The organism is Pseudomonas agarici (assembly GCF_900109755.1).
In the GTDB taxonomy this organism is placed as follows: domain Bacteria; phylum Pseudomonadota; class Gammaproteobacteria; order Pseudomonadales; family Pseudomonadaceae; genus Aquipseudomonas; species Aquipseudomonas agarici.
The window spans coordinates 25,088-37,393 of sequence record NZ_FOAR01000001.1; the positions used below are offsets into that span (position 1 = coordinate 25,088).

The window sequence follows — 12,306 nt, forward strand, 5'->3', positions numbered from 1 at the left end:
AATGTTACGACGCCAGGCCTTGACCTTCGGTAGCCTCCTGCTCAGCGCGATCACCCTGGGCGGTTGGACGCTGTTGCGGCAAAAAGGCCAAAGCCCACTGCTGCTTTCCGCCCGCGACGATAGCAATGGCAGGCACTATGCCGTGGGCTATCGGCTAGACGGCCAACAGGTCTTCGCAACCCAGGTTGGCCAGCGTTGCCACGACATCATCAATCACCCGACACTAGCGCAAGCGCTGTTCGTCGCACGTCGCCCCGGTACCGAGAGCTACTTGATCGATCTGCGTGACGGGCGCCTGCTGCAAACGATCGCCTCGCAACCGAACCGGCACTTCTACGGCCATGCGGTGATCCACAAGAGCGGCGATTGGGTATACGCCACTGAGAATGACACCCGCGATCCGGGTCGCGGCCTGCTCGGGGTCTACAAGTTCGAAGGTGAACGGCTGGTTCACAGCGGGGAAATTTCCACCCATGGCATCGGTCCGCACCAGGTGTCGTGGATGCCCGATGGCGAGACCCTGATCGTCGCCAACGGCGGCATTCGTACCGAGGCCGAAAGTCGGGTAGAGATGAACCTCGACGCTATGGAGCCAAGCCTGGTGCTGATGCGGCGCGACGGCACCCTGCTGAGCAAGGAAACCCTGGCTCAACAGATGAACAGCGTGCGCCACCTTGGCGTGGCCGACGACGGCACCATCGTCTCCGGCCAGCAGTTCATGGGGCCGGCTCACGAGTCGTCGGAACTGTTGGCGATCAAGCGCCCCGGCCAGCCCTTTGTCGCCTTTACGGTGGCCGAACAGCAATTGCAGGCCATGGGACACTATACCGCCAGCGTCGCAGTACACAGCGAGTTGCGCCTGGTGGCGTTGACCGCGCCGCGAGGCAATCGATTCTTCATCTGGGACCTGGACAGCGGCGCGTTACGGTTGGATGCACCGCTACCTGATTGTGCAGGGGTCGGCGCGGTTGCCGATGGTTTCGTCGTCACATCTGGACAGGGCCGCTGCCGTTTCTATGACTGCCGCCAGAAAGAACTGACCGCCCAACCACTGGATCTACCCGCCGGGCTCTGGGACAATCATCTGCATCTGGTGTAATGCCGTTGGAGCCGACGCCGCACGACTCAGGCGCACAGCAAGGCCTGCAGAACGCTTATCATGGGCCACAAGAGTGGCTTGCCAGCGATGAGGTCGTTTGATCGACCGTCATCACCGGCAAGCAGCTTTCTAGAAAAGCCTGTGTTGCGTCACTGGAACAACGACTCACTGGACAAGCCGTTCTTTTCGAGGATCTCACGCAGGCGCTTGAGGCCTTCGACCTGGATCTGCCGCACCCGCTCACGGGTCAGACCGATCTCCAGGCCAACGTCCTCCAGCGTGCTACTCTCGTGACCGCGCAGGCCGAAGCGGCGCACCACCACCTCGCGCTGCTTGTCGGTCAACTCGGACAGCCACTGGTCGATGCTCTGGGACAGGTCGTCGTCCTGCAATAGCTCGCAAGGATCGGTTGGCCGGTCATCCGTCAGCGTATCGAGCAGGGTCTTGTCCGAATCCGGGCCGAGCGAGACGTCCACCGAGGATACCCGTTCGTTCAGGCCAAGCATGCGCTTGACCTCTCCGACCGGTTTTTCCAGCAGGTTGGCGATCTCTTCGGGGGACGGCTCATGGTCGAGCTTCTGGGTCAGCTCGCGAGCCGCCCGCAGATAGACGTTGAGTTCCTTGACCACATGAATCGGCAGGCGAATGGTCCGGGTCTGATTCATGATCGCCCGTTCAATGGTCTGTCGGATCCACCAGGTAGCGTAGGTTGAAAAGCGAAAGCCGCGTTCCGGGTCGAACTTCTCGACCGCCCGGATCAATCCGAGGTTGCCCTCTTCGATCAAGTCCAACAGGGAAAGCCCACGATTGACATACCGCCGGGCGATTTTCACCACCAGACGCAGGTTGCTTTCGATCATGCGCTTGCGTCCCGCCGGATCGCCGCTTTGCGACAGACGCGCAAAATGGACTTCTTCTTCGGAGGACAACAAAGGGGAGAAACCGATTTCATTGAGGTACAACTGGGTCGCATCCAGAGCCCGGGTGTAGTCAATGTACTTGTGCTGCTTGAGCGCAGCAGCGTTTTTGGTCTTAGCACGAACTGGGGGTGAAGAACTGTCGTCCTCCGGCATCATGTCCATGACAATGTCGGAGTCCGCAAGGAGCACCTCATCGTCGATGTCAAACCCCCGCGCTTCTTTACTGAGAGCCATTGTTATAATCCTTTGGTGAGTTCGACCTCAAGCTCAAGCGGCACCTTTATCCTTGGCAACGCTAGAGCCTGTTCCCTCTACGTCATGAGAACAGGCTGGCAAACGGATCAACGACGAGGCAGGAATTGCAATGGGTCTACGGGCTTGCCCTGGCGGCGAATCTCAAAGTGCAGTTTCACCCGGTCTGTACCAGTTGATCCCATCTCGGCAATTGTCTGTCCGACTTTGACCAGCTGCCCCTCCCGAACCAACAGCCTACGGTTGTGGCCGTAAGCACTGACGTAGGTATCGCTGTGTTTGATGATGACCAGTTCACCGTAGCCCCGCAATCCACTCCCGGCGTAAACCACTGACCCATCAGATGCAGCTAAAACAGGCTGTCCCAAATCTCCGGCGATATCAATACCTTTATTCAAACTACCGTTTGAAGAGAACTTTCCAATCAGAATGCCGTTTGCAGGCCATGCCCAGCCTTTCGGGGCGGGTCCAGGTACAGGCGTCGGCGTCGCCATTGCAGTCGGTGCCGTTCCGGCAGCCGTCACTGGACGCCGGGTAATGGTGGTTTTGCTGGAGGATGAACTCGACGACGTGCTCGTCACCGTCGCCACTGCCGGTGTTGAATTTGCACGACCGTCGAAGCGAATCGCCTGACCGACCTGAATAGTGTAGGGCGCCGGAATATTGTTGCGTGCGGCCAGGGCTTTCCAGTCCCAACCATAGCGAAAGGCAATCGAGAACAATGTATCGCCTCGAACCACCACGTGCTGGCCCGTGGTGGTCATCGGTCGTTGCGGTGCGCCACCGACACTGCTCGCATTGCCATTGCGATCCACCACGCGCACGCCGTTCTTCGGGGCACTGGAACAACCAGCCAGTAAAGCACTGAGGGCAAGACCGATCATCAGACGTTGAACGCTTGTTTTACCCATACGCTGCCAAATGACTGTGAGACTCACCCGCCGCTCCCTTTGTGTTGGCTGAAATAACTATAGAGTGCCCGTATAGGCCTTAGTGTGCGCAAGTATAACTGGCCGTTGAAGTTTTACGGACAGCAAAGCTCGACAAGCGTCCCCCTGGCACGGTTGGACAGTGACACTGGACACACTTTTAAACACCTATTATCTGCAAGATCCGGCCCTATGACCGACAACGTTCAACAGAATTCAGCGCATCGCTTAAACAAATGCAACAAATGCTCAGGCCAGTGGCCCATTGAGCAGCGGAACGAAGCGCACCGCACCGAGTACATGCCGGGAAAATCCATGTTCCTCGCGCACAATCAGCATCAGTTGCTGGACTTCACCCGCCCCTACCGGGATGACCAGGCGCCCGCCAGGGGCCAACTGGTCGAGTAACGCCTGTGGCACATCGGTGGCCACCGCAGTGACGATAATGCCGTTATACGGTGCAAGAGCCGGCCAGCCTTCCCAGCCGTCGCCCCAGCGGAATACCACGTTGCGCAGGTTGAGCTCGACCAGGCGCTCCTTGGCGCGATCCTGCAGGATCTTGATCCGCTCGACCGAAAACACCCGCTCGACTAACTGTGACAGCACAGCGGTCTGGTAGCCGGAGCCGGTACCGATCTCCAACACTTTGTCCAGCGGGCCGGCTTCCAGCAGCAGCTCGCTCATGCGTGCCACCATATAGGGCTGGGAAATGGTCTGGTTGTGGCCGATCGGTAGCGCGGTGTCTTCATAGGCACGGTGAGCCAGTGCTTCGTCGACGAACAGATGGCGCGGGGTTCGACGGATCACTTCCAACACCCTGGCGTTGCACAGGCCCTCGTCATAAAGCCGCTGGATCAGGCGTTCACGGGTTCTCTGCGAAGTCATGCCGATTCCGCCGCGCAGCAAATCGTTTTCACGCGCCATCAAGCAAGCCCCTCCAGCCAACCGTCGAGGCTACTAAAGGCATCGTTAAAAGTGCGGTCCAGTTGCAGCGGTGTCACAGAAACGAAACCTTGCATCAGTGCATGGAAATCCGTCCCCGGACCACCGTCTTCCACATCGCCGGCCGCAGCGATCCAGTAACCGGCCTTGCCTCGCGGATTGACCTCGACGATCGGCTTCGCCGCCCGTGCCCGATGGCCCAGACGGGTCAGTCGGATACCACGGATATGCTCCAGCGGCAGGTTCGGCACATTGACGTTGAGGACCGTGCGCGGCGGCAAGCGGAGCCCTGCATGGGCCTCTACCAACAACCGCGCAAAGTGCCCGGCAGTCGCCAGGTTATCGAGCTGGCGCGAGGCCAACGAGAAGGCAAACGAGGTTCGCTCAAGGAAGCGCCCTTCGAGCGCGGCAGCGACCGTGCCGGAATAGAGCACGTCATCGCCCAGGTTGGCGCCCAGGTTGATACCCGATACCACCATGTCCGGCTCCTGCTCCAGTAAGCCGTTGAGCCCCAGGTGCACGCAGTCGGTAGGCGTCCCGTTAAGACTGATAAAGCCATTGGGCAAGGTATGTGGATGCAGCGGACGATCGAGCGTCAGCGAGCTGCTGGCACCACTTTTATCCTGGTCCGGGGCAATCACCCGGCACTCGGCATAATCCGCCAGCGCAGCATGAAGCGCGGCGAGACCGGGAGCAAAAACCCCATCGTCGTTGGAAATCAAAATACGCATGAGCTGTCCGTCTGCCCTACCGACACAAGATCAACCAGCTCGCGCACCAGAACAGTGGCGAAGCATCCGGCCGGCAGGACGAATTCCAATTGCAGAATGTCCAGCGAGGGATAATGCCACGTCAGCCCGCCAATGGGCAGCCGCAGGATGCGACGTTCGTGCTCCATTCCCGCCTTGACCAGCCATTGGCACAGCTCGGCTTCACGCTCGGCGACGGCTTGCTCCAGTTCGAAGGTCACCCCTGTCGTCGGCGACGGCCCCGCGCCCCATTGCGGACCGGTCGGGTGCAGGTCGAGAATCGCCAGACGCGGATCGCTGCACTCGGCCTCACCCGCCGGGAAAAAACTGCGGCTGTCGGTAAAAGCCAGCAAGTCGCCGACCTGGGCGCGATTCCAACTGCCGTCGGCGACCCGCGCCGCCAGTACCTGGTTGAACAGGTAGCTGCGGGCGCTGGACAGCAGTCGCGAACGCAGGTTGCGCTGCTCGGGCAGGGCCTGGCGTGCGGCGTAGTCGCGCGCCTCGCCGAGGTTGCCGCCCAGATGGCCGAAGCGCTGGGCACCAAAATAGTTGGGAATCCCCTGCCGGCTGATCTGTTCGAGACGTTGCTGCAGGCCATCCTTGTCCGCTGCCAGTTGGCTCAGGCGCAAGGTGAAGCCGTTGGCCGCATGGGCCCCGCGCTGTAACTTGCGCTTGTGCCGGGTACGCTTGAGAATTCGCAAGGTGTCGTTCTGCGCCGCGCCCATGTCCGGGTCGGCCTTGCCCGGCAGTTGGATGCTGAACCATTGCCGGGTGAGGGCCTGGCGATCCTTCAGACCCGCATAGCTGACCGTGCGCAAAGGTACGCCGGCAGCCCTGGCCAGGCGCCGGGCGGCCTCTTCGGTGTTCAGGCCGCGTTTTTCGACCCACAGCCATAGATGCTCGCCGTCGCCGGACAAGGGGATGTCGAGCACTTCATCGACCTGGAAGTCTTCCGCGCTGGCCTTGAGCACCGCACGGCCCAAGGCGTCGCCATAGGCACGGGGGCCCAGCAGTTCGCGTTCCGTCATGCGCGCAACAACAAGGCAACGCAATGCACCGCGATGCCTTCTTCGCGCCCGGTAAAGCCGAGCTTTTCAGTGGTGGTGGCTTTTACATTCACTTGATCCAACTCAACTTCAAGATCCATGGCAATCAGCGCACGCATCGATTCGATATGCGGAGCCATTTTCGGCGCCTGGGCAACGATGGTGTTGTCGACATTACCGACCTTCCAACCCTCGGCCTTGATCAGAGACACCACATGGCGCAACAGCACGCGGCTGTCGGCGCCTTTATAGGTGGGATCGGTGTCCGGGAAATGTTTGCCGATGTCCCCAAGTGCCGCCGCCCCCAACAGCGCGTCACTCAGGGCGTGCAGCAACACGTCGCCATCGGAGTGAGCCAGCAATCCGTGATGGTGTGCAATGCGCACGCCGCCCAGAGTGATGAAGTCGCCTTCGGCGAAACGGTGCACATCATAGCCGTGGCCAATACGCATAAAAAAACGCCCCGAGTTAGTCAGGGCGTGATTCTACCTATTTTGTCCGACATTAGGTTCTAGTACGAGCACTAGTGGCCTGTGTGGTTAGTTCTATGAGTCAATTTCGGATGCCATAAATCCCTGGCTTGCGTTGCTGTTCCTCGCCATAGCCCGGCTATGACTCGTCACAGCGCCTTAGCCATGAACTTATGGCATCCGAACTTGAGCTAACGAACTCACCGTACAGGCCACTAGCCTGCGCCAAGCGCTTCGCTGTGATGGATCAAGTGGTCCTCAATAAAGCTGGCGATGAAGAAATAGCTGTGGTCGTAGCCTGGCTGCATCCGCAGGATCAACGGATGCTGCGCCAGCCTGGCCGCCTGCCGCAGGGCTTCAGGCTTGAGCTGGTTGGTCAGGAAGTCGTCCCGGTCGCCCTGATCCACCAGGATCGGCAGCTTTTCCTTCGCTTCGCCGATTAGCGCGCAGGCATCCCATTCGCGCCAGCGTGAGCGCTCTTCTCCCAGATAACGCGAGAAGGCCTTCTGTCCCCACGGGCAATCCATTGGGTGGCTGATCGGAGCAAAAGCCGACAGCGATTGGTAACGCCCAGGATGGCGCAGGGCACAGATCAGCGCACCATGCCCGCCCATGGAGTGACCGCTGATGCCACGTTTGTCGGACGCGGGAAAATGCGCCTCGATCAGGGCCGGCAGCTCCTGCACCACATAATCGTGCATCCGGTAATGGTGTGCCCAGGGCTCCTGCGTGGCATTCAGGTAGAAGCCAGCCCCGTGACCGAAATCCCAGGCGTTCTCGGGATCGCCGGGGACGCCCGCGCCACGCGGACTGGTGTCCGGCGCGACGATGATCAGCCCCAGTTGCGCGGCCATACGCAGGGCGCCGGCCTTGTGCATGAAGTTTTCATCGGTGCAGGTCAACCCCGACAACCAATACAGCACCGGCAGCTTGACGCCCTGTTCCGCCTGCGGCGGCAGATAGACGGCAAACACCATGTCACAATTGAGTACGTCGGAATGATGTTTATAGCGTTTATGCCAGCCGCCGAAGCTTTTCTGGCAGGAAAGGTTTTCCAGGCTCATGACCGACCTCAGAAATGAATGACGCTGCGGATGCTCTTGCCTTCATGCATCAGGTCGAAGGCCTTGTTGATCTCTTCCAGGCCCATGGTGTGGGTGATAAAGGTGTCCAATGGGATTTCGCCCTTCTGCGCCATCTCCACATAGCTCGGCAGTTCACTGCGCCCGCGCACGCCGCCAAAGGCCGAACCGCGCCAAACGCGACCCGTCACCAGTTGGAACGGACGCGTGGCGATCTCCTGCCCCGCACCGGCCACGCCGATGATCACCGATTCGCCCCAGCCCTTGTGGCAACATTCCAGCGCTGCACGCATCAATTGCACATTGCCGATGCACTCGAAGGAGAAATCCACACCACCCTCGGTCATGTCGACGATAACTTCCTGAATCGGTCGATCAAAGTCCTTCGGGTTCACACAATCGGTGGCCCCCAGTTGCCTGGCAATCTCGAACTTGGCCGGGTTGATATCGATGGCAATGATCCGCGCCGCCTTGGCCTGGACCGCGCCGATCACCGCCGACAGGCCGATGCCGCCGAGACCGAAGATCGCCACGGTGTCACCCGGCTTGACCTTGGCGGTATTGATCACCGCGCCGATGCCGGTGGTGACGCCGCAGCCCAGCAAGCAGACCTTCTCCAACGGTGCGTCCTTGGCGATCTTGGCCACGGAGATTTCCGGCAATACGGTGTACTCGGAGAAGGTCGAGGTGCCCATGTAGTGGAAAATCGTCTCGCCCTTATAAGAGAAACGCGAAGTGCCGTCCGGCATCAGGCCCTTGCCCTGGGTAGCACGGATTGCCTGGCAGAGATTGGTCTTGCCCGACCGGCAGAATTTGCACTGGCCGCATTCCGGGGTGTACAGCGGGATCACGTGATCACCGACCGCCACCGATGTCACTCCTTCGCCGATGGCCTCGACAATCGCCCCGCCTTCATGACCCAGGATCGCCGGGAAAATGCCTTCCGGGTCAGCGCCGGACAAGGTGTAGGCGTCGGTGTGGCAGACGCCGGAGGCTACGACACGCAATAGCACTTCACCAGCCTTGGGCAAAGTGACATCGACTTCGATGATTTCCAGAGGTTTGTTTGCCTCGAAGGCAACGGCGGCACGTGACTTGATCATCCAGCAACTCCTGAAAAGTGAACGCGAAAGATTGCAGTGTAAATCATCGTTTGTTGATGAATAATCCAGCCAAAAGCAAAACATTATTGCTGTACAGGGATAATCAGATGAACGAGAACCGCTGGGAAGGCATCGACGAATTTGTCGCCGTGGCCGAGTGCAGCCAGTTCACCGCCGCCGCGCAACGGCTGGGGGTATCTTCTTCGCATATCAGCCGGCAGATCGCCCGGCTGGAAGAGCGGCTGCAAACGCGCCTGCTGTATCGCAGTACCCGGCGCGTCACGCTGACCGAAGCCGGCCAGACCTTCCTGCAACATTGCCAGCGCTTGCAGGATGGCCGCGACGAAGCCCTGCGGGCGGTGGGTGACCTGCACAGCGAGCCCAAAGGCTTGTTACGCATGACCTGTGCCGTGGCCTACGGCGAGCGTTTTATCGTGCCACTGTTGACCCGCTTCATGGGCCTGTATCCACAACTGCGCGTGGATATCGAGCTGAGCAATCGCACCCTGGACCTGGTGCATGAAGGGTTGGACCTGGCGATCCGCTTAGGTCGCCTGCAGGACTCGCGACTGGTGGCGACGCGGCTGGCACCGCGACGGATGTATCTGTGCGCGTCGCCCTCCTATCTGGAACGTTATGGTCGTCCTCACAGTCTCTCGGAACTGAGCCGACACAATTGTTTGATCGGTAGTTCAGATATCTGGCAACTGGCCCAGGACGGGCGCGAATTTTCCCAGCGGGTGCAGGGTAACTGGCGCTGCAACAGTGGCCAGGCGGTACTCGATGCGGTGTTGCAAGGGGTGGGTTTGTGCCAGTTACCGGATTATTACGTGCTGGAACACCTGCACAACGGCCAGTTGGTTTCGCTGTTGGAAACCCACCAGCCGCCGAATACGGCAGTGTGGGCGTTGTACCCGCAACAGCGACACCTGTCACCGAAGGTGCGCAAGCTGGTGGATTATCTCAAGGAGAAGTTGGCGAAACGCCCCGAGTACGCCGCTTGATCCATTACCCACATAATGACCACCTAATCCATAGTTATTATAAACCAGATACCACCCAGCATCAGTGTAGGCATAGCGATTGCCGCATCGATCTCATAGGGAGAAAGCAGGAAATACCAAGGCACGCGAATGGCCAGGATACACAGGAGCAAACCGAAACAGGCTCTGTATCTGTGCCGCAACTTATAGCGCAGTGACATATAAAGCAGAAACTCGAGGAAGCCGAATATAGAAAGAGAAATCATCAGCTCTACTAAATACATCCTCACACCCTCATCGCATGGAGTTAAAAACCATTAAAAGTAGGGCTGATCCTATATATCTGTAAGACATCAAGACTCTGACCTCAGGAAAAGTGACGACAAGTTTCTCATAGTCTCCTTAGGTATCCTTATCCATAGTTATTATAAACCAGATACCACCCAGCATCAGTGTGGACATGGCGATTGCAGCATCGATCTGATAAGGAGAAAGCAGGGAATACCAAGGCACGCGAATGGTCAGGACACACAGGAGCAAACCGAAGCAGACCCTGTATCTGTGCCGCAACTTATAGCGCAATGACATATAAAGCAGGAGCTGGATAAAACCGAATATTAAAAGAGAAATCAGCAAGTCTATTAAATACATTATCGCACTCTTGGTATCTGGATTTATAAATTTCCATAAAAAACCAAAAATCATGAAGGCCTGAATACACAGAGCACGCTAGACGCTAACTTGTGCCGTAGCCTCCGAAGAATTAGACCCAACAACCATTAACATGAAAAATATAATCTAATATTGAGCAAACTAATTTTTAATAGCCGTATTCTCCGGACTTCAAAATCATGGAAGAAGACGACTGCTGCGGACCAATCCCGCCATCAACGACGGCGACAAGACTTACGATAACATCGCTCGCGTGATAGGTCGGCAATTTTCCACCTACAAACTTGCTCGTCGATGCCCAAATAACGCCTCTGGCAATGCGCTGCGCCAACCCACTGGGAATAGCCGCCCCCATGGCGCCAAAGGCTGATGATGTAAGATTTGAGACAAGAGTACGCTGATTATTCAAAAGATCCCCTTGCTCCCGGGTCAACGGTTGCGAAAAGGCGACCATCATCAAACAGGGGCGCTCTTGAGCCAGCATCTTGTCATATAGCTGGACGATCAACTGCGTCACTTTGTACTGGGCGGCACGCGCTTCGCAAAAATATAAGGAATTGTACAAATTTCCGCGATCAGCAGGCTGAACGATAAAACGGTTGACATGAAAAACAATGCCCCAGTTTCCCTGATAGCGATATCGCTCAATACTCATATGGGTTTCCTCGACAGCCGATAAGTCCTACTGGATTTTTTGCAGCAGCAGGGACTAAACGCTACAAGAACCAGGGAACATTAAAAATAGGGCTGATCTGATATACCTGTAGGACATCAAGATTCAGAGCCAAGGAAATCACCCGCTTGCGCACCGCTTCGCAGCCGCCTCCCGTGGTCTTGCGTGGCAGCGATCTGAAAAGTAGGTAACAGGTTTCAACGATAACGCCGCGAGCTTGCCACCTGCGCCGGAAAAATCGGTAATAACCGAAAAATCTCAAGGAGGGCCAAACGATTCGAGTAGGTGATGTGCTGACCAGCGTGCCGACGATGGTGCTCGTGTAACCGAGGTCAGGCTCAAGAACCTCAGCGCCGATTGGCCCAACGCAGGCGCAGCCACTCCAGGTCTTCGGGGCGGGTGACTTTGATATTGTCCGCACGCCCTTCCACCAGGCGCGGTGCCTGGCCCGCCCACTCCATCGCCGAGGCTTCGTCGGTGACGGTGACCTCCGCCACCAGGCTGTCGGCCAGCGCCCGATGCAAGGCGCCGAGACGGAACATCTGCGGTGTGTAGGCGTGCCAGATCAAGCTGCGATCAACGGTTTCAACCACCCTACCGTGCGGGTCGACACGCTTGAGGGTGTCCCGAGCCGGCACGGACAGCAAGCCACCCACCGGATCGTCGGCGAGTTCGCCCAGCAACTTGTCGAGATCGTCACGGGACAGGTTCGGTCGGGCCGCATCATGGACCAGTACCCAGTCCTCATCCGCCGCGCCCTGGGCATGTAGATGCAGCAGGGCATTGAGTACCGAGTCGGCGCGCTCGGCGCCACCGTCGACGCGTTGGATACGCCGGTCACTGGCACAAGCCAGGCCAGGCCAATAGGGATCAGCCGGCGCCAGGCAGAGCAGCAGTCCCTTGAGCCCCGGATGATCGAGAAAACAGCCGAGGCTGTGTTCGAGAATGGTTCGTCCGCCCAGTTGCAGGTATTGCTTGGGACGGTCGGCCGCCATACGAGCCCCCACGCCCGCGGCAGGAATCACGGCCCAGAAGGCCGGTAGCGATAAGTCAGTCATTGTGCCAACTGATAAAGGGTTTCGCCGTCCTTGACCATGCCCAGTTCATGGCGAGCCCGTTCTTCAACGGTTTCCATGCCTTTCTTCAGTTCAAGAACTTCCGCATCGAGGACACGGTTACGCTCCAGCAAACGCGCGTTCTCGGCGTGCTGGTCGGCAATTTGCTGTGTCAGGTCGGCGACTTGCGCCAGACTCCCATTACCCACCCAGAGGCGGTACTGCAGGCCAGCCAGCAGCAAGAGCAAGACAAGGAACAACCAATTGGGACTGCGCATCGAATTTCGTTTACCCAGTGAAAAAGACAACCAAGCCCACTTCGATATACCCA

At 58.3% G+C, this 12,306-nt stretch carries 13 protein-coding genes; 2 read left to right on the forward strand and 11 right to left on the reverse strand.

Features of this window, described 5'->3' with window-relative positions; all coding sequences use genetic code 11:
- The first annotated feature begins 1 nt into the window (after nucleotide 1).
- Nucleotides 2-1,099, forward strand: a complete 1,098-nt coding sequence (locus tag BMX68_RS00090) for a DUF1513 domain-containing protein (protein ID WP_017130888.1) — start codon at nucleotides 2-4, stop codon at nucleotides 1,097-1,099.
- Between the two features lie 149 nt (nucleotides 1,100-1,248).
- Here BMX68_RS00090 and rpoS read toward each other — a convergent pair whose 3' ends face one another.
- The 8 genes from rpoS to BMX68_RS00130 all read right to left on the reverse strand — a co-directional run bounded on the left by rpoS (nucleotide 1,249) and on the right by BMX68_RS00130 (nucleotide 8,592).
- Nucleotides 1,249-2,253 carry an RNA polymerase sigma factor RpoS gene (gene rpoS / locus BMX68_RS00095; RefSeq protein WP_017130887.1) on the reverse strand — a complete coding sequence of 335 codons (1,005 nt, stop codon included), beginning with the start codon at nucleotides 2,251-2,253 and terminating at the stop codon, nucleotides 1,249-1,251.
- A gap of 107 nt (nucleotides 2,254-2,360) precedes the next feature.
- The gene (locus BMX68_RS00100; protein WP_039792256.1) at nucleotides 2,361-3,209 is read right to left on the reverse strand and encodes a peptidoglycan DD-metalloendopeptidase family protein; all 849 of its coding nucleotides are present in this window, start codon (nucleotides 3,207-3,209) and stop codon (nucleotides 2,361-2,363) included.
- 240 nt (nucleotides 3,210-3,449) lie between these two features.
- Nucleotides 3,450-4,085: a protein-L-isoaspartate(D-aspartate) O-methyltransferase gene (locus BMX68_RS00105; protein ID WP_176986606.1), complete on the reverse strand. Its 636-nt coding sequence runs from the start codon at nucleotides 4,083-4,085 to the stop codon at nucleotides 3,450-3,452.
- A gap of 38 nt (nucleotides 4,086-4,123) precedes the next feature.
- A complete protein-coding gene (gene surE / locus BMX68_RS00110; RefSeq protein WP_017130883.1) occupies nucleotides 4,124-4,873 on the reverse strand; it encodes a 5'/3'-nucleotidase SurE in 750 nt (249 codons plus the stop codon).
- Nucleotides 4,861-5,919: a tRNA pseudouridine(13) synthase TruD gene (gene truD / locus BMX68_RS00115; RefSeq protein ID WP_017130882.1), complete on the reverse strand. Its 1,059-nt coding sequence runs from the start codon at nucleotides 5,917-5,919 to the stop codon at nucleotides 4,861-4,863. Before truD ends, surE begins: the two co-directional genes overlap by 13 nt.
- Nucleotides 5,916-6,389, reverse strand: a complete 474-nt coding sequence (gene ispF / locus BMX68_RS00120; RefSeq protein ID WP_017130881.1) for a 2-C-methyl-D-erythritol 2,4-cyclodiphosphate synthase — start codon at nucleotides 6,387-6,389, stop codon at nucleotides 5,916-5,918. The genes truD and ispF overlap by 4 nt, the downstream gene beginning before the upstream one ends.
- 233 nt (nucleotides 6,390-6,622) lie before the next feature.
- Nucleotides 6,623-7,471 carry an S-formylglutathione hydrolase gene (gene fghA, locus BMX68_RS00125; protein WP_017130880.1) on the reverse strand — a complete coding sequence of 283 codons (849 nt, stop codon included), beginning with the start codon at nucleotides 7,469-7,471 and terminating at the stop codon, nucleotides 6,623-6,625.
- Nucleotides 7,472-7,479: 8 nt separating this feature from the next.
- On the reverse strand, nucleotides 7,480-8,592 hold the full coding sequence (locus BMX68_RS00130) for an S-(hydroxymethyl)glutathione dehydrogenase/class III alcohol dehydrogenase (RefSeq protein ID WP_017130879.1): 1,113 nt from the start codon (nucleotides 8,590-8,592) through the stop codon (nucleotides 7,480-7,482).
- Between the two features lie 107 nt (nucleotides 8,593-8,699).
- Here BMX68_RS00130 and BMX68_RS00135 point away from each other — a divergent pair, with 107 nt between their 5' ends.
- The gene (locus BMX68_RS00135) at nucleotides 8,700-9,596 is read left to right on the forward strand and encodes a LysR substrate-binding domain-containing protein (RefSeq protein ID WP_017130878.1); all 897 of its coding nucleotides are present in this window, start codon (nucleotides 8,700-8,702) and stop codon (nucleotides 9,594-9,596) included.
- 799 nt (nucleotides 9,597-10,395) lie between these two features.
- On the opposite strand, the gene BMX68_RS00150 is transcribed toward BMX68_RS00135, so the two are convergent.
- The 3 genes from BMX68_RS00150 to ftsB form a co-directional block, all read right to left on the reverse strand.
- Complete coding sequence (locus BMX68_RS00150) at nucleotides 10,396-10,902, reverse strand: hypothetical protein (protein WP_017130875.1); 507 nt, start codon at nucleotides 10,900-10,902, stop codon at nucleotides 10,396-10,398.
- Between the two features lie 365 nt (nucleotides 10,903-11,267).
- Nucleotides 11,268-11,978: a 2-C-methyl-D-erythritol 4-phosphate cytidylyltransferase gene (ispD, locus tag BMX68_RS00155; protein WP_017130874.1), complete on the reverse strand. Its 711-nt coding sequence runs from the start codon at nucleotides 11,976-11,978 to the stop codon at nucleotides 11,268-11,270.
- The gene (ftsB, locus tag BMX68_RS00160) at nucleotides 11,975-12,253 is read right to left on the reverse strand and encodes a cell division protein FtsB (RefSeq protein WP_017130873.1); all 279 of its coding nucleotides are present in this window, start codon (nucleotides 12,251-12,253) and stop codon (nucleotides 11,975-11,977) included. The genes ispD and ftsB overlap by 4 nt, the downstream gene beginning before the upstream one ends.
- Between the last annotated feature and the right edge of the window lie 53 nt (nucleotides 12,254-12,306).

Coding starts and splice junctions, on each gene's coding strand:
- truD (WP_017130882.1), bottom strand. CDS start 5,919: ATGACGGAACGCGAACTGCTGGGCCCCCGTGCCTATGGCGACGCCTTG.
- BMX68_RS00130 (WP_017130879.1), bottom strand. CDS start 8,592: ATGATCAAGTCACGTGCCGCCGTTGCCTTCGAGGCAAACAAACCTCTG.
- BMX68_RS00105 (WP_176986606.1), bottom strand. CDS start 4,085: ATGACTTCGCAGAGAACCCGTGAACGCCTGATCCAGCGGCTTTATGAC.
- surE (WP_017130883.1), bottom strand. CDS start 4,873: ATGCGTATTTTGATTTCCAACGACGATGGGGTTTTTGCTCCCGGTCTC.
- fghA (WP_017130880.1), bottom strand. CDS start 7,471: ATGAGCCTGGAAAACCTTTCCTGCCAGAAAAGCTTCGGCGGCTGGCAT.
- BMX68_RS00090 (WP_017130888.1), top strand. CDS start 2: ATGTTACGACGCCAGGCCTTGACCTTCGGTAGCCTCCTGCTCAGCGCG.
- ispD (WP_017130874.1), bottom strand. CDS start 11,978: ATGACTGACTTATCGCTACCGGCCTTCTGGGCCGTGATTCCTGCCGCG.
- BMX68_RS00135 (WP_017130878.1), top strand. CDS start 8,700: ATGAACGAGAACCGCTGGGAAGGCATCGACGAATTTGTCGCCGTGGCC.
- ispF (WP_017130881.1), bottom strand. CDS start 6,389: ATGCGTATTGGCCACGGCTATGATGTGCACCGTTTCGCCGAAGGCGAC.
- ftsB (WP_017130873.1), bottom strand. CDS start 12,253: ATGCGCAGTCCCAATTGGTTGTTCCTTGTCTTGCTCTTGCTGCTGGCT.
- rpoS (WP_017130887.1), bottom strand. CDS start 2,253: ATGGCTCTCAGTAAAGAAGCGCGGGGGTTTGACATCGACGATGAGGTG.
- BMX68_RS00150 (WP_017130875.1), bottom strand. CDS start 10,902: ATGAGTATTGAGCGATATCGCTATCAGGGAAACTGGGGCATTGTTTTT.